The 25,377-nt window shown below is 42.8% G+C and carries 23 protein-coding genes; 5 read left to right on the top strand and 18 right to left on the bottom strand.

All coding sequences use genetic code 11. The features are described 5' to 3' along the window. Nucleotides 1-68: 68 nt before the first annotated feature. From ccpC to ACSW3C_RS16080, 6 genes are all read right to left on the bottom strand, one after another. Nucleotides 69-962: a transcriptional regulator CcpC gene (gene ccpC / locus ACSW3C_RS16105; protein ID WP_238079873.1), complete on the bottom strand. Its 894-nt coding sequence runs from the start codon at nucleotides 960-962 to the stop codon at nucleotides 69-71. Next, the gene (locus ACSW3C_RS16100) at nucleotides 949-2,430 is read right to left on the bottom strand and encodes an MDR family MFS transporter (RefSeq protein ID WP_486563875.1); all 1,482 of its coding nucleotides are present in this window, start codon (nucleotides 2,428-2,430) and stop codon (nucleotides 949-951) included. The genes ccpC and ACSW3C_RS16100 overlap by 14 nt, the downstream gene beginning before the upstream one ends. 181 nt (nucleotides 2,431-2,611) lie before the next feature. Then, the gene (gene cbpB, locus ACSW3C_RS16095) at nucleotides 2,612-3,052 is read right to left on the bottom strand and encodes a cyclic-di-AMP-binding protein CbpB (protein ID WP_238079875.1); all 441 of its coding nucleotides are present in this window, start codon (nucleotides 3,050-3,052) and stop codon (nucleotides 2,612-2,614) included. A 186-nt stretch (nucleotides 3,053-3,238) separates the two neighbouring features. Next, entirely contained in the window at nucleotides 3,239-3,490 is a 252-nt protein-coding gene (locus tag ACSW3C_RS16090) for a hypothetical protein (protein WP_486563825.1), read from the bottom strand. Nucleotides 3,491-3,559: 69 nt separating this feature from the next. After that, complete coding sequence (gene fadH, locus ACSW3C_RS16085; protein WP_486563823.1) at nucleotides 3,560-4,318, bottom strand: 2,4-dienoyl-CoA reductase; 759 nt, start codon at nucleotides 4,316-4,318, stop codon at nucleotides 3,560-3,562. A gap of 150 nt (nucleotides 4,319-4,468) precedes the next feature. After that, entirely contained in the window at nucleotides 4,469-6,511 is a 2,043-nt protein-coding gene (locus ACSW3C_RS16080; protein WP_486563821.1) for a putative bifunctional diguanylate cyclase/phosphodiesterase, read from the bottom strand. A gap of 237 nt (nucleotides 6,512-6,748) precedes the next feature. Here ACSW3C_RS16080 and ACSW3C_RS16075 point away from each other — a divergent pair, with 237 nt between their 5' ends. Further along, nucleotides 6,749-7,210, top strand: coding sequence for a YkyB family protein (locus tag ACSW3C_RS16075; RefSeq protein WP_486563819.1), 462 nt, complete (start codon nucleotides 6,749-6,751; stop codon nucleotides 7,208-7,210). A gap of 103 nt (nucleotides 7,211-7,313) precedes the next feature. Here the strand turns inward: ACSW3C_RS16075 and ACSW3C_RS16070 are convergent, their stop codons facing one another. The 5 genes from ACSW3C_RS16070 to ACSW3C_RS16050 all read right to left on the bottom strand — a co-directional run bounded on the left by ACSW3C_RS16070 (nucleotide 7,314) and on the right by ACSW3C_RS16050 (nucleotide 11,877). Continuing rightward, nucleotides 7,314-8,180, bottom strand: a complete 867-nt coding sequence (locus ACSW3C_RS16070; protein ID WP_486563817.1) for an NAD(P)-dependent oxidoreductase — start codon at nucleotides 8,178-8,180, stop codon at nucleotides 7,314-7,316. Nucleotides 8,181-8,351: 171 nt separating this feature from the next. Then, complete coding sequence (locus tag ACSW3C_RS16065; protein ID WP_486563815.1) at nucleotides 8,352-9,593, bottom strand: hypothetical protein; 1,242 nt, start codon at nucleotides 9,591-9,593, stop codon at nucleotides 8,352-8,354. Next, nucleotides 9,551-10,747, bottom strand: a complete 1,197-nt coding sequence (locus tag ACSW3C_RS16060; RefSeq protein WP_486563814.1) for a DUF58 domain-containing protein — start codon at nucleotides 10,745-10,747, stop codon at nucleotides 9,551-9,553. The genes ACSW3C_RS16065 and ACSW3C_RS16060 overlap by 43 nt, the downstream gene beginning before the upstream one ends. Further along, nucleotides 10,747-11,682: an AAA family ATPase gene (locus tag ACSW3C_RS16055; protein WP_486563812.1), complete on the bottom strand. Its 936-nt coding sequence runs from the start codon at nucleotides 11,680-11,682 to the stop codon at nucleotides 10,747-10,749. The genes ACSW3C_RS16060 and ACSW3C_RS16055 overlap by 1 nt, the downstream gene beginning before the upstream one ends. Nucleotides 11,683-11,709: 27 nt before the next feature. After that, nucleotides 11,710-11,877: an aspartyl-phosphate phosphatase Spo0E family protein gene (locus ACSW3C_RS16050; protein ID WP_272493164.1), complete on the bottom strand. Its 168-nt coding sequence runs from the start codon at nucleotides 11,875-11,877 to the stop codon at nucleotides 11,710-11,712. Between the two features lie 213 nt (nucleotides 11,878-12,090). On the opposite strand from ACSW3C_RS16050, the gene ACSW3C_RS16045 reads away from it, so the two are divergent. Together ACSW3C_RS16045 and ACSW3C_RS16040 are read left to right on the top strand one after the other, a co-directional pair. Further along, nucleotides 12,091-12,279 carry a YkvS family protein gene (locus tag ACSW3C_RS16045; RefSeq protein ID WP_207962332.1) on the top strand — a complete coding sequence of 63 codons (189 nt, stop codon included), beginning with the start codon at nucleotides 12,091-12,093 and terminating at the stop codon, nucleotides 12,277-12,279. 50 nt (nucleotides 12,280-12,329) lie between these two features. Beyond that, a complete protein-coding gene (locus ACSW3C_RS16040) occupies nucleotides 12,330-12,947 on the top strand; it encodes a hypothetical protein (protein ID WP_486563810.1) in 618 nt (205 codons plus the stop codon). Nucleotides 12,948-13,024: 77 nt separating this feature from the next. Here the strand turns inward: ACSW3C_RS16040 and ACSW3C_RS16035 are convergent, their stop codons facing one another. Together ACSW3C_RS16035 and ACSW3C_RS16030 are read right to left on the bottom strand one after the other, a co-directional pair. After that, a complete protein-coding gene (locus ACSW3C_RS16035) occupies nucleotides 13,025-13,471 on the bottom strand; it encodes a MarR family winged helix-turn-helix transcriptional regulator (protein ID WP_486563808.1) in 447 nt (148 codons plus the stop codon). Between the two features lie 72 nt (nucleotides 13,472-13,543). Then, on the bottom strand, nucleotides 13,544-14,977 hold the full coding sequence (locus ACSW3C_RS16030) for an ATP-binding protein (protein ID WP_486563806.1): 1,434 nt from the start codon (nucleotides 14,975-14,977) through the stop codon (nucleotides 13,544-13,546). Between the two features lie 167 nt (nucleotides 14,978-15,144). Here ACSW3C_RS16030 and ACSW3C_RS16025 point away from each other — a divergent pair, with 167 nt between their 5' ends. Then, nucleotides 15,145-16,899: a B12-binding domain-containing radical SAM protein gene (locus ACSW3C_RS16025; protein WP_486563804.1), complete on the top strand. Its 1,755-nt coding sequence runs from the start codon at nucleotides 15,145-15,147 to the stop codon at nucleotides 16,897-16,899. Between the two features lie 131 nt (nucleotides 16,900-17,030). Here ACSW3C_RS16025 and ACSW3C_RS16020 read toward each other — a convergent pair whose 3' ends face one another. From ACSW3C_RS16020 to ACSW3C_RS16010, 3 genes are all read right to left on the bottom strand, one after another. Further along, nucleotides 17,031-18,380, bottom strand: a complete 1,350-nt coding sequence (locus tag ACSW3C_RS16020) for a TrkH family potassium uptake protein (protein WP_486563874.1) — start codon at nucleotides 18,378-18,380, stop codon at nucleotides 17,031-17,033. Between the two features lie 133 nt (nucleotides 18,381-18,513). Then, nucleotides 18,514-19,269 (bottom strand): TerC family protein, encoded by a 756-nt coding sequence (locus ACSW3C_RS16015; protein WP_486563803.1) that lies wholly within the window; start codon nucleotides 19,267-19,269, stop codon nucleotides 18,514-18,516. A 355-nt stretch (nucleotides 19,270-19,624) separates the two neighbouring features. Further along, nucleotides 19,625-20,023: a hypothetical protein gene (locus tag ACSW3C_RS16010; RefSeq protein WP_486563878.1), complete on the bottom strand. Its 399-nt coding sequence runs from the start codon at nucleotides 20,021-20,023 to the stop codon at nucleotides 19,625-19,627. Nucleotides 20,024-20,152: 129 nt separating this feature from the next. Between ACSW3C_RS16010 and ACSW3C_RS16005 the strand changes: the two genes are divergently transcribed. Next, complete coding sequence (locus ACSW3C_RS16005) at nucleotides 20,153-20,428, top strand: hypothetical protein (RefSeq protein ID WP_486563801.1); 276 nt, start codon at nucleotides 20,153-20,155, stop codon at nucleotides 20,426-20,428. Between the two features lie 12 nt (nucleotides 20,429-20,440). Here the strand turns inward: ACSW3C_RS16005 and ACSW3C_RS16000 are convergent, their stop codons facing one another. Then, entirely contained in the window at nucleotides 20,441-23,524 is a 3,084-nt protein-coding gene (locus tag ACSW3C_RS16000) for an efflux RND transporter permease subunit (protein WP_486563799.1), read from the bottom strand. 156 nt (nucleotides 23,525-23,680) lie between these two features. Then, a complete protein-coding gene (locus tag ACSW3C_RS15995) occupies nucleotides 23,681-25,255 on the bottom strand; it encodes a peptide chain release factor 3 (RefSeq protein ID WP_486563797.1) in 1,575 nt (524 codons plus the stop codon). Nucleotides 25,256-25,377: the final 122 nt, after the last annotated feature.

Genomic DNA, 25,377 nt, shown 5'->3' with positions numbered 1-25,377 from the left:
GACTCCATTGCTTATTTCTATTTATCTACCTAATTAGTACGTCAATAAAGAATTAAAGTTCCCTTAAATTACAACTCTGTTTCTTTTCTGAATTTATCAGCCCGCTGTTCAACAATTTGAGCAAATGCGGCGACTTGTTTCAAGGAAAAGGTTGAATCATATCCAATGAGCCATGTATCACGAGTCAGTTCAAACTCTTCTTCACTATTTAATAGCGGAATCATGTTAACATCCTCATCTCCGTGCAGCGTTATAGATGGCAATATCGCATACCCGATGCCGTTTAATGCAAGCTGCTTGCATGTTTCGATCTGATCGACGGTGATCTGCCTCTTTGGATATTTGGAGAAATGACGCTGCCACCATCTTTGAATTTCCATATAGTAATTCGAGTCGCTTTTGAATTGAATGAATGGCCGTTCGCTGGTTTTCAATTCATCAATGGATTTGATTTCTTTATCAACAAGGTAGAGTTGATCACGAAACAGATACGTTTTTCTGCTTTTCCAATCGACTTGTCCACGGACGATGCCAACATGGGCTTCTCCCTCATATAATGCTTTAACAATTTCCGAACTCCATCCGGTCATCAATGATATTTTGGCATCTGGATACAAGTTCACATATTCTTTCAGCACTTGGGGGAGCCACGTTTGACCGACAATGGAAGCGCAAGCAATTTTCAATGTTCCATATACCTTATTGCCTAATGAGGCAATCATCTCTGCCGTTTCTTCTTTCTTGGCGATGGTCTCATTGGCATAAGCAATAACAAGCTCTCCTGCTGGAGTCGGTTCAAGTCCTTTTTGAGAACGGACAAACAGTAATGTCCCCCATTCCTTTTCTATGGTCTGCAAACGTTGAGACAACGCAGGCTGAGACAAAAATAACCGCTCAGCTGCTTTTCTCATATTTCCTTCCTCGTATAGTGCTTTAATAATTTCTAATTCAGTCGTTGTCATGTAGTTTCACCTTTCCACGCGGTATCCGCAAAATAAATAGTAAGCTAATGACTGCAAACAGAGCTACCGTCCCATACACCCATTGCAGCGAATGGTCGAGGCCAGCTTGTAATTCTGTAATCTCCTGAACCGGAAGCCGCTGTCTCGTTTCCTCTGTCAACAATGCGTTAATATCATTCACGCCATAGTTGACATGATGATTAGAAAAAAATGACACTAAGGAACTGTTCAGAACAGCACCAAAAATTGCGGCACCTACTGTATTTCCAAAGTTCCTCATAAACATATTTGCAGCCGTAGCTGCCCCTCTTTCGGCTCGAGAAACGGCACCTTGGATGGTTACGATGAAAGAAGTACTTGTTAGTCCCATTCCCACACCGACGAAGAAGCTCGAAGCCGCTGCCCATATAGGACCTGACCCTGCACTCATCAAGACAAACAAAACCGAACCGACAATTAACGAAATCCCTCCAGCAAAGGAAACAGGAAAAGGACCATACCGAAGCAATAAATGACCAGCCACCGATGACGAGATCGGCCATCCAATCGACATCGCGGTCAATGTAAAGCCTGCGATAATGGCCGGCTGCTCCATGACACCTGTGACATATGTCGGCAAGTAAGAAGAAACGCCAATTAAAATGACACCCGTCGTCAATGAAACGATATTTGCGTATAAAATGATTGGATTCTTCCACAATGTAAAGGGAAGCATCGGATTTTCTGCTTTTCGCTCAACAAAAACAAATAACACGAGGATAAAGAGCCCAACGATCAATATGCCTAAACTGATAGCAGAAATCCGTTGAAAGGATTGTCCCCCTTCTACAAGCCAATAAAGGATAATGGATAAGGAACTTGTTAATAGAACAGCGCCTTTCATATCGATGACGGCTTTCCCCTCAACCTTTGGTTCATGTAAAAAGAAATAAATCCCGGCCATGGCGAGCAAGCCGAGCGGCACATTTACCCAAAACACGTATGCCCAATCCAAATACTCGACGATCATACCGCCGATGACTGGACCAGATACTGCTGAAATCCCCCACACACTTGATAAATACCCTTGGATTTTCGCCCTTTCTTCCGTCGAATAGATATCTCCGACAATCGTCGTTGCAATTGGCATTACAGCCCCTGCACCTAATCCTTGAATGAGGCGGTAGACGATCAACAGCTCCATGGAACCCGCAGTTCCACAAAGGATAGATCCCACTAAGAAAATCGTCAATCCGATAAAAAAAATCGGCTTTCTCCCAAAAAGATCAGCCAATTTTCCGTAAATTAACACGGTAACAGTACTCATCAGCAAATAGGCTGAAAAGATCCAACTATATCGGGAAAAACCTCCTAAATCTGAGGCGATTGCGGGCATGGCAGTTGAAACAATGGTTGCTTCCACTGCTCCTACAAACATGGCCAGCATGACGGAAACTAATACAAGAGGGCGTTTCGTCGTCTTTTGCATATTTTTCATTACTATCCAACTCCTTCTGGAAAACAATATAATTCAGTTCCTTCAGGAACAAAGGGCTGTCTTCTGACAGCTCCACAAATAATAAAAGGCCCCTTTACGGAGCCTATGATCTCATCCTATCCGTCCGTTCGCAAAAGGATTTGAAGATCGTTACAGACAATGATTTCAATCATCACGGAGTTGTATATATATATTTTTTAAATTGCTTCAGAACAACTCTTCTTGTTAATATGCCTGCAAAAACACCATCATCATCAGTTACACAAAGAAAAGGGTGGTTTATAAGTAAATCCAATCCTTTTTGAAAACGGTCTGTCGTTTTCACGTTCGGAATATCAGTCTGCATGATTTCATCGACTTTAATCGTTTCAAGTCGCTCATATTCAATTCGCTCCAAGCCTAAAATCGCATCCGTAATCATCCCGATTCCTAGCAGACCCTTCAAACGATTTTGCGAATCCAGTACGGGAATGGCAGAATAACCTGTTTTGGTAAGGACAAGAAGGGCGTGTTCCGCAAAATTGCCGATCTGCACATGAGCAACTTTCTCAGCTGGGATCAGATACTCTGCAATCGGCATAAAAAGAAAATCCCTGTTGTTGACAGAAATCAAGATAAATCCGCTCCTTCTCTATCTAAACTATTCAATATCATATTTCCTCCCTTATCATACCATATGTACCACCCCATCTGCTCGTGGAATTTTCCAACTATAGATAGTGAGAAATGGGGCATCATTCTGTCAATAAGTTCAAATGGAGACATTTCCTTATATTTTGGTCAAAAAGAAAAGGCCCTTCTAATAAGAAGAAGTGCCCCAATAATAAAAGATAACAATTAAAATGAAGATAGAACTTACCAAGATGACCCATAATATCGGATTGACTGTGAAAGGATGTTCCTTCACAACATCAGGGATAGGCCGGTCTCTTTCATTTAAGACGACTTTCGGCATGTTCAGCTTACGGACTGCCTTTATCCCGATCAAGACGATGATGCCGACAACCAGCATTGTCGGGATTACCCAAACATCAAAGAAATAATATGCCACTTTCAACCATCCTCCTGCAACTTATCGTGTGCATTAGCATGTGCGAAAAGGCAAGACTTATCCATTTTATTAGAAAGGATATTGATTAAGCCATTGGCCACCATCCAACGTGACAATTTCACCATTCATATAAGATGCTTTGTCCGACATGATAAATGCAGCCAGCTCAGCAATTTCCTCTGGTGTACCTGTTCGGCCAAGCGGGACAGATTGTATCGTCCGTTCCTTCGCCTTCTCAGATTGAAACAGCTTCTCTGCTCCGCCCGTACGCTCGATTGGACCTGGTGCAATTCCGTTGACTCTGAAGCGATATTTCCTCCCCCACTCCACAGCGAGTGTTCTGGTTAATGACATGACTCCCGCTTTCGCCGCGGCAGAATGCACAACTCCTGGACCTGCATCCCAGGCATACGTCGCCAGCATATTTAAAATGGATCCCTTCATACCTTTCTTGATCCAATAGTTTCCAACCGCGCTAGAACAATAAAACGTGCCATTCAGCACAATATCAATAACCGCTTTCCAGCCATTTGGCGACAGCTCTTCCGCATGGACAATGAAATTACCGGCAGCGTTATTGATCAGCCCATCAATTTTACCAAACTTCTCATCGGCGAAATTGACCATCGCCTGCACAGATTCAACGTCACGGACATCCATCTGAAATACGGAAGCCTTGCCTCCCATTTCTTCATTAGCGGCCTGAAGCCGATCCATGTCTCGTCCTGTAATGATGACGTCTGCTCCCTCTTGCACAAACTTTGCGGCCATCGCCTTCCCCATTCCGCTTGAGCCGCCTGTGACGATAATCACTTTTCCTGTAAACATTCCTACTCCCCCTTTTTATGAATGAATATTCACTCACTATGTTAGCATATACTGGATGAATTTTCGACACTTGTTTCAATTAACAATGTCCCCCCGGTCAAGAGAAATAAAAAAAACTGCCTGGATCGCAAAAATCCAGACAGTTACTCATTAAAATCCTTTAAAATATTTTTCCACCACTTCTTTAGCAGGAATTGCTTTGCTAAAGAGAAAACCTTGCGCTTTATGGCAGTGGGCTTCCTTTAAGATCTTCGCTTGCAAATCCTTTTCCACGCCCTCTGCGATGACTTCCATGCCAAGATTATGGGCGAGATTGATGATCGTTTTTGCGATCGCCTCGTTTTTTTCGTCACTTTCAATATCTTTGACAAACGAACGATCAATCTTGATAATATCGATCGGATATGACTTCAAGTAACTCAAAGAGGAATAGCCTGTGCCGAAATCATCTACTGATATCGTCACGCCGATGCTTTTCAGTTCATTTAAGGTTGCCAGTGTGTCATTCATGTGCATTAACGCGCTTTCCGTTATCTCCACTTCCAACGATGAGGGTTGTATTCCATGGGCATGGATAATTTTTTTAACATTGTCAGCCAGATTGCCCGTTTGGAATTGCTGTGGAGAAATATTAACGGCAATCCGCACCGGCCTAAACTGTTTTGCAGACCACTCTTTTAATTGGGAACAAACCCGGTCCAATACCCATTCCCCGATTTGATGAATTAACCCGGATGCTTCCGCTATCGGAATAAATGTGGCAGGTGACACAAACCCGAATTTGCGATTATTCCACCGGAGCAACGCCTCGAAACTGCTAATATGGCCAGATTTCAGATTCACTTGCGGTTGATAATGAATCTCCAGCTCTTCGAACTCAATGGCACGTCGAAGGTGCGCCTCCATGACCGCTGTATCTGGAAATGCTGTATTCATTTCTTTTTGATAAAAACGATAATGTGCCCTTCCACGATCTTTCACATATTGGATGGCCCGCTCACATTTATGAAGCAATTCTTCCAAAGACTTTCCGTTTTCAGGGAAAACAGCTATCCCGATTGAGGCGGATAAAAAATATTCCTGATGGTGATAATAAAACGGCCTGCTGAAATCACTCAAAATCTTTTGGGAGAACTTTTCAACATCTGTTAACGAATGGCTTCTCATTGTAATAATGAATTCATCGCCGCCATTGCGATACAATTTCCCCGATCGAGGACAGATCACTTTGATCCGTTCCGTAATTTTCTTAAGTATTTCATCGGCACCGGTTCTTCCGAGCGCTTCATTAATAGTTGAAAACCGGTCCAAATCCACATGGATGAATGCCAGATGCTCTTCACTTTTCAGCGCATACTCAGAATCCTCATCAAAATGTTCTTTCAATGCTTTCCGATTCCATAAGCCCGTCAATTGATCATGATACGATAAAAAGAGAAGCTTTTCATTATTCTTGGAATGAATAGATGTATCACGCAAAATGAGATGGATTTCAATCGTTTCTTCATCCACCGAGACCGGGAGAGTCTTAACATAGGCGGGTAAATAGTGACCCAACTTATGGCAGAATAAACTGCCATCCATCTCCAATGATTCGCCTTTCAGTGCTTTGGAGAAAAGTTGTGTGAACGCTTCCCGCTGATCTGCCGCGAATAATTCACCGATATCTTTGCCTACTAGATCCTTCGCATGATAGCCGAACGCACTGTAAACCGCTCGGTTCGAATCAATGATGGCATTATGACAGTCTACCGTAATAATGGGATCCAAATTATCTTCTATCAATGAAGTATATTTTTGATGGATTCGTTCTCTTTCTTTCCGTTCTTTTGCCAACTCGTCATGATAACGCAGTTCAATCCAGAATAACTGCTCATAGGATTCCGTCACTATCGGAATATACGCCACTTCGAACGTTTCATTCGTGATCGGGTGACAGATTATGGTACGATGCGCTTGAACATCTTTTGATCTCACAAGGTCTTGCAAAGGATGCCAAAGCGGACCCAACCTTGCTTCAGCAGTTGCTGTCTTCACATCAGGAAAATGTCGAAGTGCCGCCTCATTCAATTCAAGAACCAAATAATCCTCTGCTTCTTTTTTCCCAATTAAGAATAAGAGTGAATATGGATGGGCAGTGACATAAGTCTCCATGTATTGTATGTATGAATCTTGCAAAACTAATTTTCCCATGAATGCCTCCATGTATGCACAAACTGGTACAGCTTGCTTTCTCAATTGGTTTGATTTGAAAAATATTGACTTGTAACCGCTTTTTCCCTCACTATTTTTCAAGTATACCTTTAATATCGACAAAAATATAGAGAATTCACTACCCCCAGATCTTTTTTTCGACATCCGTTTGGCAAAATGCAAACATACCATTATGATGGAATTACAATATTCGTTTGATGAAGGGAGGAGAATACTATGGATAACCGTCTGACTCCGCACAATTTGGCTGTAGCCATTTATACAGTTAACCGCCACGCAAAAACAGCAATTGATAAAAAAGCCCTATATCACTTGAAAAACGAGGCCATCAAAAAATTACTGGATGAAGGGAAAGCCAAAAAAATTGGACTGCATTTTGTAGAGAATCCGCAATATAGTAAACAAAGCTCGACTGTACTTGTTGAGTGTGGAGATTTTCTTTTTCACACACTGCCTGAGAAAAGCGACTTTGACACATTGCCCCATCTCGGTGAACAAGATCAATCCTACCGGAATCCAAAGGAACGAATGAATTTACGAACAGCACGTATGATTTTGGACAAGTATGTCTATCCGATGCAACAAACGTCAAAACAACCTCAAAGGAAACCACAGAAAATGGAACGTTCCCCCATGTCAAATACAAGCCGTTTCCGTTCTTCTTATTTTGATTCGTAAAATACACCACTTCTCCTCTCAACCCACCAGATCTGCTGAAACATAAGTTTCCGCATATAAAAAAAGGCTTTCTGTCGTCACTCCGAACAGAAAGCCTTTTCGCTTAATCAAGATATGCAAAGTAAAGTGCTTGCGTCCCTTTTGAACCATATCCTTCTGCAACAAGGTTATCATACATTTCCCTTGCAAGGGAAAGTCCAGGCAGGCGCAGATTCATCGCTTCTGCTTCCTGAAGCGCAATGTCCATATCCTTCAGAAAGTGTTTTATGTAGAATCCTGGCTCAAAATTACTGCTCAGCATACGTGGCGCCAGGTTGGACAGTGACCAAGAACCTGCAGCTCCAGAAGAAATCGACTCAAGGACCGTGTCTAAGTCAAGACCCGCTTTTTTGCCATACGCCAAGGCCTCACAAACGCCGATCATATTGGTTGCAATAGCAATTTGATTACACATTTTGGCATGCTGTCCAGCACCGGCTTTTCCTTGATAAACAATTTGAGAACCGAATACCTCCAAAACAGGCAAAACACTTGCGAACGTTTCCTTATCCCCTCCACACATAATCGAAAGGGTCCCATTTCTAGCTCCCACATCTCCTCCTGAAACAGGGGCATCCATTGCATGCATTCCGAGCTGCTCTGCTTCTTCGGCAATTTTTATCGCTAATGTAGGACTGGAGGTAGTCATATCTATAAAGATCTGCCCCTTTGAAGCTCCTGCAAAAACACCATTATCCGAAAAATATACTTCCTCCACATCATGAGGATAACCGACCATTGTGAAAACAATATCCGTTTCAACAGCAGCCTCCCTTGGGGAAGAAACCCATTTGGCTCCTTCATCAACAAGTGGCGCAGCTTTTTCAGCAGTCCTTGTAAAGACGGATACCTCATGCCCTGCTTTGAGCAAATGGCGTACGATACTCGCTCCCATTACACCTGTGCCGATAAACCCTATTTTCTTTTGCATTCCCGCTCTCCTCCAATCGGATCTTTTCTCTATCGTACCAGAAAACCAATTCCTTCACTAATCGAAAAATAAAAAAAAGGAGGACAGAACCTATAAATAGGGTCCGTCCTCAAAAGGGGGAAATGAGAATGTTGCTGTGTTCAATTATAATATCCCCCGGTTAAAACATCTTTAAACATCTTTTTTAAAATATTTATCTTTAATTTTTTCGATTTCAGTTAAGAAAAGCTGAAAGTCAGATTCCGAGGGAGGATGGGAGCCATATCGAACGTTGTTATAAATATCGAAAAGCGGTTTATTATTCCCCCAGCCCATACGCCCAAACCATTCAGAAATCGTTTCACCGCGCATTCTGGACATGTCTTTCTGCTGTGCTTCTGTTTCGAAACGTTCGAATGTCTTGCGGATTTCATCTTTTGCAGCTGAATAGTCATAGCTTAATCGGCTCTCTTTCGCCAGGCGGTTCTTTCTGCCTCGGAATTCGAAGGAATAGTTTACTTCTTTCTTATGATCTCGTCCCTGTCTCTTTTTACGTATCAAATAAATCATAACCGCCACTAATAGGATCATCACCGTGACTAAAATGATTGTTTCAAACACGCTGCCAGAGCCGCCAAACACCGTCACTTCTTCATCCATTCGAAAATCAACAAAATGATCTTCTTCTTCCAAATTTTCCTCTATAAATTCTTCTGCTCCATTTTTGAAAAAGTCTAAAATAGGCTCCATAAAAATACCAAACGAACGGAATACACTACCAAACAGAAAACCGAATACCCCTGAAATTCCTGTTCGGATCAAATCCATTCCGAAGTAAACAATTAAGTAAACAGCTACACCAAATCCGGTAATGTATCCAAAAACTTTACCAGCTTCTTTCGTTTGGAAATTACCTGTTTTCTTACTTGTAATCCAAATGGTCAAAAGACGTATAAAAAAGTACAAAAAGGATGTAGCCAAATAAAGATAAGCCAACTGCTCCAGCAGTTCAAATACGTTATGGTAAATAAACATCAGCCGCACTAGATAATAAAACCCGACAAATGCGATCGTGTTAACGAATAGGAAAGGCCACCCCATTATTTTAGTATCATTAAAATTAGCCTGAATCCTCCAAAATGTAAAAACGAAAAATATGAAGACATTCAATAGAGGTGCGTGAAATAAGAGTAATGGCAACGTGACAGCCAGACTAATAAGTAATCCCAAAGGCAGAGAATAATCCTTCTTTTGAAAAATAATATAGGACAGAATGCCGCCAGCTATAGCTAGCAGGAGCCAAATATACGGAGTTCCGGTTGTTGTTTCACCTAAGAAAAAGACGAAAACATAGACGAGCAAAAACAATTCAACTGTCAGTCGCTCGGAAATTATGAATCGGTTCCCGTCTTGTCCAGTTGTTCTTTGTTCCATCCTTCGTCCTCCCCTTTTTCTACAATAGCGTCCAACTTTACAACATATTTTTTTGACCAGTTTTGGATCAATGCTTTTAATTTTGGACTTTCATGACTGACCATCACAATAGTATCGGGGAGTTTGCCTTTAGACTCTAGATTAAGTAGCATTGTCTCAAATGGCATTTTCGCATGTTTTTCGGATAATCGCGCCAATGTTTCCAATGTCCTTAAAAATTGCACTTTCCCAATTCCATTCGGTAGATACAAATACGGCGTGGACGCAAACGTATGTATATTGATTGCCACCGAGTATGGTATATTATGAGACTCACAATATTCTGCATAGGAGGCCAGACGTTCCACTTTCTCCTCAAACTCTTGTGATCTGTGGTCTTTTTCAACTACATTAAGCAGTAAAATGACGGTTCGGTCGCTAACAGGCAGAAATTGCTTTGTTTGCAGCTTCTGCATCCTTGCACTCGCTGTCCAATGGATTTGATCAAAACGGTCAGTCGGCACATAATCCCTCGTGCCAATTGGTTGGAAGACATCTTGATAGAGTGAGCGTCTCTGGTCAAATTCACCTGGACGGAAAGGAGCGGACTGCAAATGGTCCTCTCTCTTTTTCACTTTTGGATAAACTAAATTTTCAAAACGGATCGGTTCATTCAATTCCATCATGACAGAACCGTCGCCAAATAAATGTGGTATTTCAAGAATGACACGGGTAATCCGCGAGAGCCCACGCTTCTTGCCTTCTAAGGGAATTCGCAATTCGATTTTTTTATTTTGGCCGATGGCAAATGGAACTGATAAATCGTAAATCCCGCTGAAATGTTTTAGATTTTCTTCCCGAGGAGCGACTGCATCTTCAATTGATAATTTTAATGTTCCGTTCCATATAGGAACTCCGCCATTTTCAAACAGGAAGACAAGTTCTTCTTCATCTCCAACAAGATACCGATTTCCTTTTCCCTGCAATTGAAAGGTGATTTCCTTCCCAACATTGGAAAAATAGTAATTTTGGAAGGCAAGCATTGCAAATACAGCTCCAAAACAAGCTCCCAGCAACTCTTGTCCAAAGATAAAAGAAAAAAGGAAAAGGGCAAAAGTGATAATCATTCCATTATAAATCCACTTAAAACCATTTTCGTACCGTATCCAGGTCATTAGACTGTCGCCTCAATCGGAGCCGGTATGGAATAGACGATTTCGTCCAAAAGATCGTGTAAACTTTTTGTCAAAACTCCCTCAGTTGACAGCTCCATTCTGTGCAATGCTGCAGAAGGTAAAATTGTTTTAATGTCATCAGGTGTGACAAAATCCCTGCCTTTAAGAAATGCATATGTTTTGGACGCTTGCAGAATCGCCAGTGCTGCACGAGAACTTAGCCCTAACTCCAAGTAAGGATGCTCCCTCGTAGCACGTACGATTTTTAAAATATACCGCTCAATGTCTTCATGCACCATGACATCCGAAGCCTTTTTCGACCATTCGGCTACAGTTGCTGTATCAATTAGCGCTTTTGTCCGAATTTCACCAGGCGCTTTGCTATATTGTCTAAGAATTTCGTGTTCTTCTTCAAAAGAAGGATAATCGATGACCAATTTGAAAAGAAAACGATCCAATTGCGCCGCAGGCAGCGGGAAAGTCCCCTGCTGGGATTCAATTGGGTTTTGCGTAGCAATGACCATAAAAGGAGTCGGCAATTTCATTGTTTCGCCATCAATCGTAACTTGTCTTTCTTCCATAGCCTCCAGCAAGCTCGATTGCGTTCTGGGTGTTGCCCGGTTGATTTCATCCGCTAACAGGATATTCGTTGAAACCGGTCCTTCTTTCAATACAAAGTCCTGTGTCTGCGGATTATAGAAACGGATTCCTGTCACATCTGATGGTAGTACATCGGGTGTGAACTGAACCCTTTTGAATAGCCCCTTAAACGCGTTGGCGAAGCTCTTGGCCATCATCGTCTTTCCAGAACCCGGAACACTCTCTAAAAGAACATGTCCCTGTTGCAACAATGCAATCAGCATCATATCGAATTCTTTTTCACGGCCGATGATTGCCTGATTCAATTCCTTTTTAAACTCTGCGATAGTTGTCATTTCCCCATCATCCCCTCACAACATAGGTTATTTCTGCTCCGAATACGCTTCCAAAGATACACTGAATTTGTTCAATAAGAAATCAAGCTTCTTGCTCAGCTCAATCGTCTCTTTAGAGGTGAGCCCTTCCTGTTCTGCAGATCGGATCAACTGGTTTCGTACGGATTCGATTTCCTCCTCCAAACTAAATGGCAAGGCTCTTCCCCCTCCAAACAACAAGTACCTAAATTATCATTATACACTAAATTAATTGAAAAGTAATGAAAATATTTTGACACAATGCGACAAACTTCAACGTATTCATCTATTCATTTTTGGTTGTAAATTGATTTCCTAATAAAACACTTTACGTTTTGCAATTTTTAAGGCAAACTATAGAAGAATTCAAGCCACAAGGAGTTGGAAGTTATGAAAATTGCAGAAGTAGGCAACATTATAGAGTTCAAAGACGGCCTGCAAGGGATTGTGGAGAAAGTAAACGAAAACTCGGTTATCGTCGACCTAACTTTCATGGAAAACTTCAACGATTTAGGATTGGAAGAAAAAACTGTAGTCAACCATAAAAGGTACACCATTCTGCACGGAAGTGACGAGTGAAACATTTTCGTTCCCAAAACGTCCAATACAACATACAGGAGGGATTTTCTATGAAACTCAATTGGAAACTAGTATCAACCGGAATTGCAGCAGCCCTATTTCTGACAGCATGCGGAACCGACAAGGACAGCTCTACGCCGGAAGAAGGTTCAACTGCACCTGATCAAGTGGTGACAGATCAAGGGTCAGAAGAAAACGGCACGCCAGCCTCCGAAGATGCTCAGAATGACACTGCGTTAGATAATGCGGAGTCGGTGACAAGCGATGAACAGAACTATTCGATGCAAATTTTACCTGGATTTACATTAACGGCTGAAGAACCTGGCCGTGATGTTCTATATTCCGATAAAAACTCTGAAGCGTTTATGCGGATTGAAACGAAACCGAATGATGGAGACAGCTATGATGATTGGGTAGCCAACTCACAGGAACTTGTGAAGGCTTCGACAGAAGAGGATGTACAAAATGTGACAGACGCCAATTTACTTCCAGCAGGAGACGGCATTGAGAATGCAGTCGCTTTTAATTCCAAATCGGATGAAGTCTCTACAACAGGCGTCGTATTTGTGAAAGGCAATCTACTCGTCAGATTGACCATTTTCGATACACCTGAGGAGGATCTTGGGGCAGACTTTATCAAAATGGGCCAAACCATTCAAGCTAAATAATAGGAAAACCAAAAAGGAGCTCTGTCAAACGTGATTGTCTCATCACATTTGACAGAGCTCCTCTACTTTGGAATGACTCACGAAGACAGGTCTTTAATGAACAGTCCTAACTTCCGAAGAAGATGAATCGCCTGCTCCTGCTCTTCTGACGTTAACCCAGACATAATGGTTTGAATGTTTTTCTCGTGAGAAGGGAAAATGGAGCGGATCAATTCTTTGCCTTCCTCTGTAATCTCCATGAAGGTGACCCGTTTATCTTCCTCGCAAAAAACCCGCTTTAAAAGACCCTTTTTCTCCAACTTATCAACCACATATGTCATAGAGCCGCTACGAAGCAATATTTTCTGCCCTATTTTTTGTATAGGCTGCCTACCCTTATGAAACAATAATTCCAACACAGCAAATTCTGTCGGATTCAACCCATACGTTTCAATTATTTTATTGGCCTCTTCCGAAATTACCTTGCTCGCCCGGCTTAGAACAATAAACAGCTTTAACGCGCGTTCGATCTCTTCTCTCTCCACTTCCAAATCCACCCTCTATATCAACCTAGATAACACTATTATACTGGCTGTTTCGGGCGACTGTCAAAGTTCCTATGATACGACAGTTTGCTTAATACTTTCCAACTCAATTGCAGCATTTGCTGCACGAGGAAATTTCAATAAGAACTTAGTTCCGCTGCCAACTTCACTCTCGACCGAGATAGTCCCTCCGTGTTCTTCCACTGTTTTAAGGACAAATGGCAACCCTAAGCCAGTTCCTCCTGCTTTCGAGCTGAAGAATGGCATGAATACTTGGTTGACTTGCTGTAGTGACATGCCTTTCCCTGTATCTCCAATCGAGAGAATCAATTGACCATCTTCCTCATCACTTGAAATAGTCAATGTTCCACCGGCTGTCATCGCTTCAAATGCATTCTTGCAAAGATTCAAGATGACTTGCTTCAGCTTATCAATATCACCATAGACAAATGGAGTGGAACACAGATTCCGATTTTGAACAATGTGGATATTTTCAAGAAGCGCTTTCGGCTCGAGGACTGAAACCATATCCTGTATGAGATGATCCAGTGAAAAAGTAGTTTTTTTACGGTTGACAGGCTTTGACAGCACCAACATTTCACTCAGTATTGATTCCATTCTTTTAATTTCATCTTCAATGACAGAAATATACCGCAACGATTCTTCAGTTGCAGTAGCGCTGAGTAGCTGAGTAAAGCCTTTTAAGGTTGTCATGGGATTGCGGATTTCATGGGCAATGCTAGCCGCTAATTGGCCGACCGCGGATAATGTTCCAGAATGCGCCAGCTTTTCTTCTAGCTCTTCCCTCTCTGTACAATCCATAATTTGAATGATGAACATATTTGTATCTTTTTCATACGAAATTGTAATATGATAATATCTTGTGTCGCCTGATTCCCGCTCGAACTTTTTGTTCAGTTCAGCCAGGCCAGTAGATTTGGCAACGGACATTTGTTCTGTAATCGTTTTAGCTGTCAAATCGGGAAACAGTTTCTCCAGTTCGGTAATTTGGCGGCCATTAAAAATTTCTCTATCAAGATTGAAAAATTCATGACTGCGCTCGTTTACGTCACAAATCTTTCCTTTCTCATCAACCAGCATCATAAAGCTATGGGCAAAACGAAAGGCATTGTAGTATGATTTAATGGACATACTGGTCTGTTTTCTTGGCAAATCGAAGATGACACCTATTTTATTTACGGCATGCAAATAGAATAAGTGCGCTTCCACACTTAACACATCATTCATTCTTGACACATTCATCGGCATCCTAGCCATTTGCATTTGGCCGGAGTCAAGCAATTGTTCCGAAAATGAATGCCAATCCTGGATGGAGGTCGTATCAATGAAGTCCTCTATGGAACGAAATTGTTCACATTCGAAGTAAACCCTGAATGGTTCATTCATTTCAAAGATTGATCCATCCATCTCAAGGATGATGCCCGGTCGACAGCGATCATTCAATATAAAATAAAGATTTTCTAAGTTATTATTTTCGTTTTCCAAGTTGATACCTCCCGTATGCCCTCTACAAACCGTATGAAAAATTGCGATAAGTTATTCATGATACACAGTAATAGCCTTATTTCAGATTATTCCATATTATTTTGTTTATTAAAATAGTTCTAAATATGCATATTGATTATTTTCATTGAAAATTAAAGGAGAAAACTATGAGTATTGTACTAACAACTTTGAATGCAAAATATATCCATACCAACTTGGCTATCAGGTATTTAAAAGCGTATGCCGAGCCGGAATATACACCAATTCTAACAGAGTATACCATTAAGGATCCTACAATGAACATTGTATCAGATATTTATCAAAAAAAGCCAAATATCGTTGGATTTAGCTTATATATTTGGAACATTGAAGAATCGATTAAAGTCATCCGGATTCTCAAAACCATCGATCCTTCCATCCTTATTGTAGCAGGTGGCCCAGAAGTTACTTATGATTATGACAAGTGGCTGGAACGAGTCCCTGAAATTGATTTAATTGCAATTGGTGAAGGAGAACGCACATTTAAACAAATATGCGATTGGCAGGCCGGAAAAATTCCGCTGGAGCAAGTACAAGGAATTGCCTATATGGAAAACGGAAAATTAAAGGTCAATACACCGGGACCTAAGTTGGATTTGCGTGAAATTCCGACCCCTTTCCGGTTCGAAGAAGATTTGCCCAATTTGCCAAACCGAGTTACCTACATCGAAACAAGCCGTGGCTGCCCTTTTTCGTGTCAATTTTGCCTTTCTTCCATTGAAGTCGGTGTTCGGTACTTCAATCGGGAAGCGGTCAAGGAAGATATTCGATTTTTGATGGATCATGGCGCGCGGACGATAAAATTTGTCGACAGGACATTCAATATCAGCAGAAGCTACGCTATGGAAATGTTCCAGTTTCTAATTGATGAACATCGTCCAGGGACTGTCTTTCAATTTGAAATTACAGGAGATATCATGCGACCTGAAGTCATTGAGTTTTTAAATGAGAATGCCCCTGTCGGTCTCTTTAGATTTGAGATCGGTGTCCAATCGACAAACGATGCGACAAATGAACTCGTAAAACGACGCCAAAACTTTGAAAAATTAACCCGGACAGTCCGTATGGTGAAAAACGGAGGAAAAATTGCACAGCATTTGGATTTGATTGCAGGTTTGCCTGAAGAAAATTACGATTCCTTTAGAAAGACATTTAATGATGTCTTCGCCCTGCGGCCTGAAGAACTTCAATTAGGGTTTCTAAAGCTTCTCAGAGGGACCGGTCTTCGGATCCAGGCGGAACAGTATGGATATACCTATGTAGACACTGCGCCGTATGAAATTCTATCCAACAATGTGCTGACCTTTGAGGAGATCATCCGAATCAAACAAACGGAGGATGTATTGGAGAAATATTGGAACGATCAACGGCTTCCCCGGACTGTCGAATATCTCGTTTCTCAAGTCTTTGAGACACCATTTGATTTCTTCCAACAGTTCGGTACATTCTGGGAGGAGAAAGGCTGGTCCCGAATTGGGCATCAACTACAGGATTTATTCATCCGACTGGATGCTTTCCTTCGTTCGGACGGAAAGGCCGACATGCAAATTGTGGCCAGTTTGATGAAAATGGATTATTTGGCGCACCACAAGTTCCAGCCTCGCAAGATCTGGTGGGAAGATGCCGTTTCCAAAAAGGTTCTCTTGGTACTCGAAGAACGGTTGCTAAATGACCTTCCATTGCTTGGAGAGATGAATGGAAATGAAACATGGAATTCCCGTAGCATCCGGAAGCAAACTTTCATTACTAAAACCTTTATTGACCCGAACAAAATAAACGCTGGACATTATGAAGTCCGTGAAGGATATCTCATTACAGTGTTCCATTCTGACAAAGAACCGTCATTCCTATACTTGGAAGACGAAGCACTTTCCTACGCTTAAACCTATCATGTGGAGTAGAGACGATTCGTTTCTTCTCCACTTTTTTCATTTAAACAGAAAACAGAAAGAGCTGCCTCAGTTACTCAGCTTTGCTAAGTAACCGGACAGCTCCTTTTTTATTGCAACATCTATTATCCAATAATGACTCGTTCCTTCGGGTAATGATACGTGGTCTTATTTGTTTTTCCGCCTAATGTATAGAGGAAGGAAATGAGTCCGACTCGCCCGATAAACATTAAGATCATAATAATCACCTTACCGATAATCGATAGATCGGATGTAATGCCGAGTGACATTCCGCAAGTTCCGAATGCGGACGATATTTCAAACAGCAACGCGACAACCGGCACGCCAGGCTCTGTTAACAGCAAGATCAATAAAGCCGTCATGACCATCATCGAAGCTAATAGAATGACCGCATATGAACGAAAGACATCGATCAGTTTAATTTGCCGCTTGAAGATATGGATGACATCATTGCCGCGTGCAAAATTGATGAGGAACAGAATGGCGATCGCAAACGTCGTCGTCCTGATTCCTCCCCCTACCGAGCTCGGTGAGGCGCCGATAAACATGAGCGAGCTGATAAAGATATCAGTTGCTTCACTGAATTGTGTAATATCATACGTCGTGAGCCCCGCCGATCGGGATGATACCGAATGGAATAACGCGGTAAAAATCCTTTCATGCCATGCCATTCCTTTGAATGAGTGGAATGATTCCAATATAAAGATCATCACTGCACCCCAAATGAGCAGCAAACCGAATGTAACGGTCGTAATTTTCGTAAACAAAGAGAACCGGAAATGCGGCACCTTTCGTGAAAAGAAACTCTTTACCTCAATTAGAACAGGAAACCCGATAGCCCCTGCAATAATTAGAATCATGACGACGGTCTGGAGGAAATAGTCATTGTAATAAGGAAGCAATGACGCCTGGGTAATATCAAAACCAGCATTCGTCGTAGCTGATACCGACATGAACATTCCATTTAAAAACGCTGCAGAAGCGGTGTCATAATACTTTAACAAGTATAATGACAAGATGATTCCGCCAATCAGTTCAATTAAAAAGATAATAACGACAATCTGTCTGATCAATTGAACAACACCTGCAAGGGAGTATTGGTTATGATCCACCATGATCAATTGCCGTTCCCGCAAGCCGATCCTCTTCTTGACCATCAGCCAGAAAAATGTACCGATCGACATTATGCCGATTCCGCCAATTTGCAATACGATCATTAGCATGCATAATCCGAACACTGAGTAGGTTGCCCCAATATTAATGGGAGACAAGCCGGTCACACTGACCGCACTGACCGCCGTAAATAAGCTGTCAATGAACGAGACATGGACGCCTGGTTTATAGACTCCAGGTAAATTCAGCAAGATATAAGAAAAAGCAATTGCTAAAAAGTAATAAAAGACTATGACTTGTGCCGGAGTGAACCTGTATAAACTTTCACGGGTAAATTTCATTGTCATCGAGTTCCTTTCCACCACTTGAAGAGATCCATCTTCCCATTTTAGTGAATTTCAATCGAAAAATAAAGGAAACATGAAAAAATAAATCCGGCGACCCTAATTAAAGAGTCACCGGATATTCATATTCCTATGCTTTTTTGCGTTTTTTTGTTACAGCTGTCAGATAGCCTCCAATAGCAATTGTCGCGAGTACGATCCAGAACGTCGTTTTCCACAAAGGTGAATGTGGAAAGGCTTCATCAATAATTTGAAGTTTATGGTGTGCCAATGTAAGGACTACCAACTTCACCCCTACCCAACCAACGATAAGGAATGCAGCTGTTTCCAATGAAGGATACTTCTCAAGAAGCACAACAAATTGTCTCGCCGCAAAACGAATTAAAATCAAACCGACAATACCGCCAAGCAACATGACGACAAACTGTCCGCCATTAATGCCCCCGATATGAAAATCTCCAAGCTCCGGCAATGTGACGGCTAAAGCGACAGCTGCAAGCATGGAATCCAGCGCGAAGGCAATATCAGCCAATTCGACTTTCAATACCGTCATCCAGAAACCCGATTGCTTTCTCGGTTTATCCACTGCATGTCCTGCATTCTCTTTTCGCTTATCCAAAATATTTTTAATGGAAATGAACAATAAATAAATGGCTCCCAGTGCTTGGATTTGCCAGATGTTCACTAAAAAAGTAATCATGAACAACGCGGTGAAACGGAACACAAATGCACCAAGCAACCCATAAAATAAGGCTTTCCGCTGCTGCACCTTCGGCAAGTGCTTGACCATAACAGCCATGACCACAGCATTATCTGCCGCCAATAACCCCTCCAACACAATTAGTACGACAAGTACCCATGCATACTCCAACAAAATTGCTTCCAAAAAAGTTCCTCCTCATTTTTCCAATTAAAAAAAACCCTCACCTAATAAAGGCAAAGGTCTCGCTAAGTCAGAAATTTGAAGTAAATATCCTGCTATCATAACCGATGGCTGGAGCCATGTACTGACGACTATGAAATAGGTTTCCCTATAGCTACTCCCCTTTGACATCTGTCAAAAGAATATTAAGTTGTCGGGCCATTTAATAGTAGTATATCATATTCGAGTTCAAATATCATGGTCCATCACCTTTTTTTCTTTTGAAGCCTTTGACTTGCGGAGTTGCTATTCATTTGCCTTTCCTCTAGTACTATATGTGAGAGTACAAGTATTATGCCTAATTCATTCCATCCGGCAATTAGAGAATGAACTGGTTCTGGGTCGCCATCTGCACATTGTATACGGGTTTCAACTGGCCGTTCTTCATATAGTCCTCTTTCATCCGCATGAACTTGGCATCCGGGTCGGTTTTCAAAAAGCTATTGCGGTCTCCGAACGTTTCCTGATAGTGCGCGTATTTTGCCAGGCGCGGCAAGAAGTCTTCACGGATCAATTTGGCAGGTGGTTTCCGTAACACACTGCGACTCGTCCGTAAGGATTTTCGCTTGGAGACGTCTTGTGTCTGTTCGATTTCGCTCGTCAGTTCCTCTGCCCGTTCCTCCAAGCAGTATTTATTGGCATTGGCCTCGATCTTCGTGCCGTCGAGGAAGTATTCTTCCATGGTAATGTGTTCTTCTTCGATCAACCGCAGAATCATGGTCTCAAGCTACTCATCCATCATCCCGCTCATCCGGTTACCCCGGAAATCATTGATCGTCCGGAAGTCCGGCTGCTGCATCGCGGCGAGCCACATGGACGGCAGGTTTTCCTTTCGTAGAGGGTTGTCGTGACTTTATTTAAAAAGGACGATTTTTTTGTTGTTTTTATACAGCGTACTGAGTGGATTGGAGTGGAAGGCGGCGACTCCGGGAGGATCAGCGGGACAGGTGAAACACCCAGCGAGCGCAGCGAGGAGTGGTTCACCGCACGCCCTCCGGAACGCGTCCGCCTGGAACGGAAAGGAACGGCGGAGAAAAGATCTCCATATTCTTTTTATGAGAAAAGGGCTGTCACAGAAACTCAGTTTTCACTGACTTTCTGGACAGCCCCTGTTTTCGCATGATTTTTTTGTTTATCAGTCTCGTGCCTGCCGTTTTTTACCGACTGCCCGTCTTCTCGTTTCCCGATCGATCAAACTATAGATGATCGGAACAATATAGAGCGTTAAGAAAGTTGAGCTAATCAGGCCTCCGATGACCGCAATGCCCATCGGCTGATTCATTTCTGTTCCTTCACCAAGGCCGAGTGCAAGTGGCAATAAACCAAGTATAGTTGTCAATGCCGTCATAAGAATTGGACGAACCCGGTCTCTTACCGATGCAATAATTGCATCATAGGAGGACAAACCTGCCTGTTTCCGCTGATTGATGTAATCCACCAGAACAATCCCGTTGTTTACAACGATTCCGACAAGAACAAGAATACCTATGACTGCCGTTACACTAATCGGCGTATTCGTTGCCAGCAGTCCAAGCGATACACCAATTATCATTAATGGGACAGAAAACATGATGACAAATGGATATTTAAATGATTCAAATTGAGCAGCCATTACAATATAAACTAGAACTACTGCAAGCAGCACAGCCAACAGCATATCATTGATGGCACTTTCAAAAAGTTCACGGTCGCCGCCATAGGACATTTCCGTTTCCTCCGGCAAATCAATTCGATCCATTACATCATTTACTTTTTTCGTCATATCCCCTAATGATTCATTCGAGGCATATTTTATTGTATACGTAACCGAATGGGCTTGATCCACCCGTTGAATGGCAACAGGACCTTCCTGCACAGAGATCGTAGCTACCGAGCCAAGATCGATGAACGTTCCTGCCGGTGTACGAAGCTTCAGCTTCTTCAATTTGTCAATGCTGTCCCTATATTTTTCGTCATACGACACCATGACCGAAACGACTTCGCCACGCTTATCTACGATTTGCGTTGCAAATGAACCGCGTGTAATGGAGTTGACAGTCTGGGCGATTTGATATGGCGCCAAGCCGGCGTCGGCCGCTTTGGCTGGATCCACATCAATATGAATTTCTTCAATCGTGTCCTGCAGTGTATTGGACACTTCCATGACAGATTCCATTTGCTCCAGTTCTTCATCAATCTTTCTGACCGCTTCATCCAACCGCTTCTCATTGATGTCCTTCAAGGAGAACGTCAGCGTGTTAGGGGAAGAGCCAGCTGCAGTCTGCATATTAAAGCCGACTTTCGCCTGATCTCCAACCGCCTTCATCACTTTCGGCTGAACCTCGTCCACAAATTCAAAGACAGAGCGCTCTCTATCAGCTAGAGGAACAAGCTTGACATACATTTCCGCTGTGTTGGACTCTGAACTTTCTTGCGCCATGCTTTGCTGGGTTCCACCCACTAAGCTGACATAGACTTCAACTTCATTTTTGTCTTTCAGCTCATTCTCAATCTTCTTGACCACTTCGTTCGTAGCGGATAATGAAGAGCCGTTCGGCAAATCAACAGAAATGCTGAAAAAACCTTCGTCGGTCGGCGGCAAAAATTCAGTTCCCACTTTAAATAACCCAAATCCGCTCGCCACTAATAATAGCAAGGTTAACGCCAACACAATAATACGATGTTTCAGTGACCATTTTACGGATCGTTCAAATGTATTCCACGACTTCGAACGCCTTCTCCGTGCCTCCAGATTCTTTTGCGGTTTCTTCAGCATCCTGCTTGCCATCATCGGTACGACAGTAAGCGCAACGACAAGGGAAGCAAAGAGGCTGAATGAAATAGTCAATGCAAATTCCGTGAAAATCTGTCCAATCAAACCGCTGATGAAAATGACGGGAACAAAGACGGCTAGCGTTGTGAGCGTAGAAGCAGTGATAGCGCCAGCAATTTCCTTGGCCCCTTCCTTGGCGGCGTCTCGGGGTGATTTGCCCATGCCAAGATGCCTTTCGATATTCTCAATAACGACAATCGCGTTATCCACAAGCATCCCGATACCGAGGGCAAGAGCCCCGAGCGTCATAATGTTCAACGAAAAATGAGCAAAGAACATAAGAACAAATGTAACAATGACAGAATAAGGTATCGCAATTCCGATGATAATCGGGCTTTTAATTCCCCGGAGAAACAAGAAAAGCACAATCATGGCAAATAGTCCGCCGAGCAGAAGGGACTGCCCGATGTTGCCAATCGCGAGTTTTACATAATCTCCTTGGTCAAATAAAATATCTGCGGTTACTCCTTTGAATTCCTCTTTCTCCAACTGCTTATCTAATGCTTCTTTGAAAGCAGTGGACACTGTCGCAGTGTTGGCTCCGGATTCTTGCAATACCGACATGAGTACGGCCGACTCATCATTCGCCCGTGTTTCAGAAGTCGATTTTGCCTCCATCAATGCAACATCTTCTGCTACGTCAGCAATCGTCAGCTTTTCACCCGTCAAAGGATTGGCCCCTACTGCCACATTGCGAATATCAGAAATCGTGGTCAGCGTACTTAAAATTCTCGTTGTCAGCTGCTTCCCGTCTGGAGTCTCAATCGGTTCTCCCGGCATGGATACGTTGCCAGCCTGAATCGCTTGGACAATATCGGATTGAACAAGACCGTTCTCTTCCAGCTTCTTTTCATCCAAGATAACTTGGACTTCCTCCACTAGCTCCCCGGAGACTGTAACACTCGCGACCCCTTTTGTCCTGCGCAACTCGGTTTCCAACTGCTCTGCAATTTTTCGGATATCTACATTGTCACCGGAAGCGCGAAGGGACAGCTGGATCACTGGAAATTGGGCTGGATCGAATTTCATAAAGCGAGGCGCGTTTGCCCCTTCCGGCACCGGAACCTGATCGACCCGCTGCATGACATCCAATTGAACATCGTCGATGACTGTCGACCAATCAAACATGAGCAGAATAAAGTTAGCACCTTCCTGCGATGAGGACTGCATTGACTTTAAGCCAGGCGTAGTCGATAAACTATCTTCTAACGGCTTGGTCAATTTCTCACTCACTTCCGTGGAAGAGGCACCTGGATAACTCGTCACCACAACAGCAACCGGCGGGTTCAATTCTGGTATCAGGGTGACAGGGATTTTAAAGAAAGATACGGCCCCTAATATGATGACGAGAAACATCGTCACCATCGTAAAAACCGGCCGTTTAATGGAGAATTCACTAATTTTCATTTACACGTCTCCTTCACATCTCTACAGCATTATCTCAATCATATTGAAAGCTTTCTGCAACTTCAATTCGCAGGCTTCCGTTTTTAAAATATTTACCGATTTGTCACAAATAAAAATGGTCCGGACACATCGTTGCCGGACCATCAATGATTTATTTTACAACAAACTGTATAACCGGATATCCGGATATTTATCGTTGAACCAACGCATTGCAAAATCATTTTCGAACAAGAAGACCAGATTGTCATGACGATCTTTTACAAGCATTGCACGTTGTCCCGCCATCGTTTCTTTTACATCCGATTCGTTTTCAATCCATCGGGCGACTTTCGAACCGATATGTTCCATTTGCACTTCCACGTTGTATTCATTTTTCATCCGGTGCTCAAAAACCTCAAATTGCAGCTGGCCGACAGCCCCTAACAAGACCTCTTCCGTATGAAGCGTTTTATAATATTGGATGGCCCCTTCTTGAACCAACTGCAAGATCCCCTTATGGAAATGCTTCGATTTCATCACGTTTTTCGCCGTAACTCGGACAAAAAGCTCCGGAGTGAACTGCGGCAATGCTTCGTATTGGAACATTTTCTTTCCGCCAACGACTGTATCCCCGATTTGGTAATTTCCAGTATCATATAATCCGATAATATCGCCAGCGACCGCTTCGTTCACCGTCTCCCGGTCATCCGCAAGAAATTGAGTTGTCTGCGACAGCTTGAATGACTTGGAAATCCGCGGCACGGTAACCGACATTCCCCGTTCAAATGCTCCTGAGACAATCCTCACAAATGCAATTCGATCTCGGTGTGCTGGATTCATATTCGCCTGGATTTTGAAAATAAACCCAGAAAATTCATCCGCGTACGGATCCACTTTCTCTTCATCCTGCGTTTGCCGAGGCTGAGGTGCCGGGGCGAACTGCAAAAATGTTTCTAAAAATGTCTGCACGCCAAAATTAGTAAGCGCACTGCCAAAGAATACGGGCGTCAAATCACCTTTCGCCACCCGTTCTTCATCAAATTCATTGCCAGCTTCATTCAACAGCAGTACATCTTCCAATGCTTGTTTATAATAGGACGTTTCCATCATAGGATGTTCGACCGCAAGCCCTCCGTCCTCGCCAAGCGGAAGGAACTTTTGATCATTCTGCGGGCGTGCAAGCTCCACCCTTTGATTGTGCCGGTCATAGACTCCAAGAAATTCTTTCCCCATGCCAATAGGCCAGTTCATCGCATACGATTCAATTCCGAGTACCTCTTCAAGTTCCTCCATCAATTCGAGGGGCTCTTTCCCTTGACGATCCATTTTGTTCATGAATGTAAAAATCGGAATGCCCCGCATCCGGCAAACTTTGAACAATTTGATGGTTTGCGGCTCTATTCCCTTCCCTGAGTCCACCATCATGACAGCAGCATCGACAGCCATCAGCGTACGATAGGTGTCTTCACTGAAATCTTCGTGTCCAGGTGTATCTAAAATATTCACCCGTTTTCCGTCATAATCGAACTGCAAGACGGATGACGTAACAGAAATACCACGCTGCTTCTCAATTTCCATCCAGTCAGAAGTGGCGTATTTTCCTGTTTTCTTTCCTTTTACCGTACCGGCATCACGAATGGCGCCGCCAAAGTACAACAACTTCTCAGTCATTGTTGTTTTCCCCGCATCTGGGTGGGAAATAATAGCGAACGTCCGGCGAGATGCAATCTCATCCTTTATCGGTTTTTGCATTTTGTTATCTCCTTATATATGAGCTTTTTTAAGCATAGAGCGATTGATGTCTCTTTTCAACCATTTTTTCTTATTACTGCGCCATTTCTGACCCTTTGAAATCCTGATTGTAATGCTTTACG

It is taken from the genome of Sporosarcina sp. AD_1 (assembly GCF_057373025.1).
This window is presented reverse-complemented; position numbering and strand designations above follow the sequence as displayed.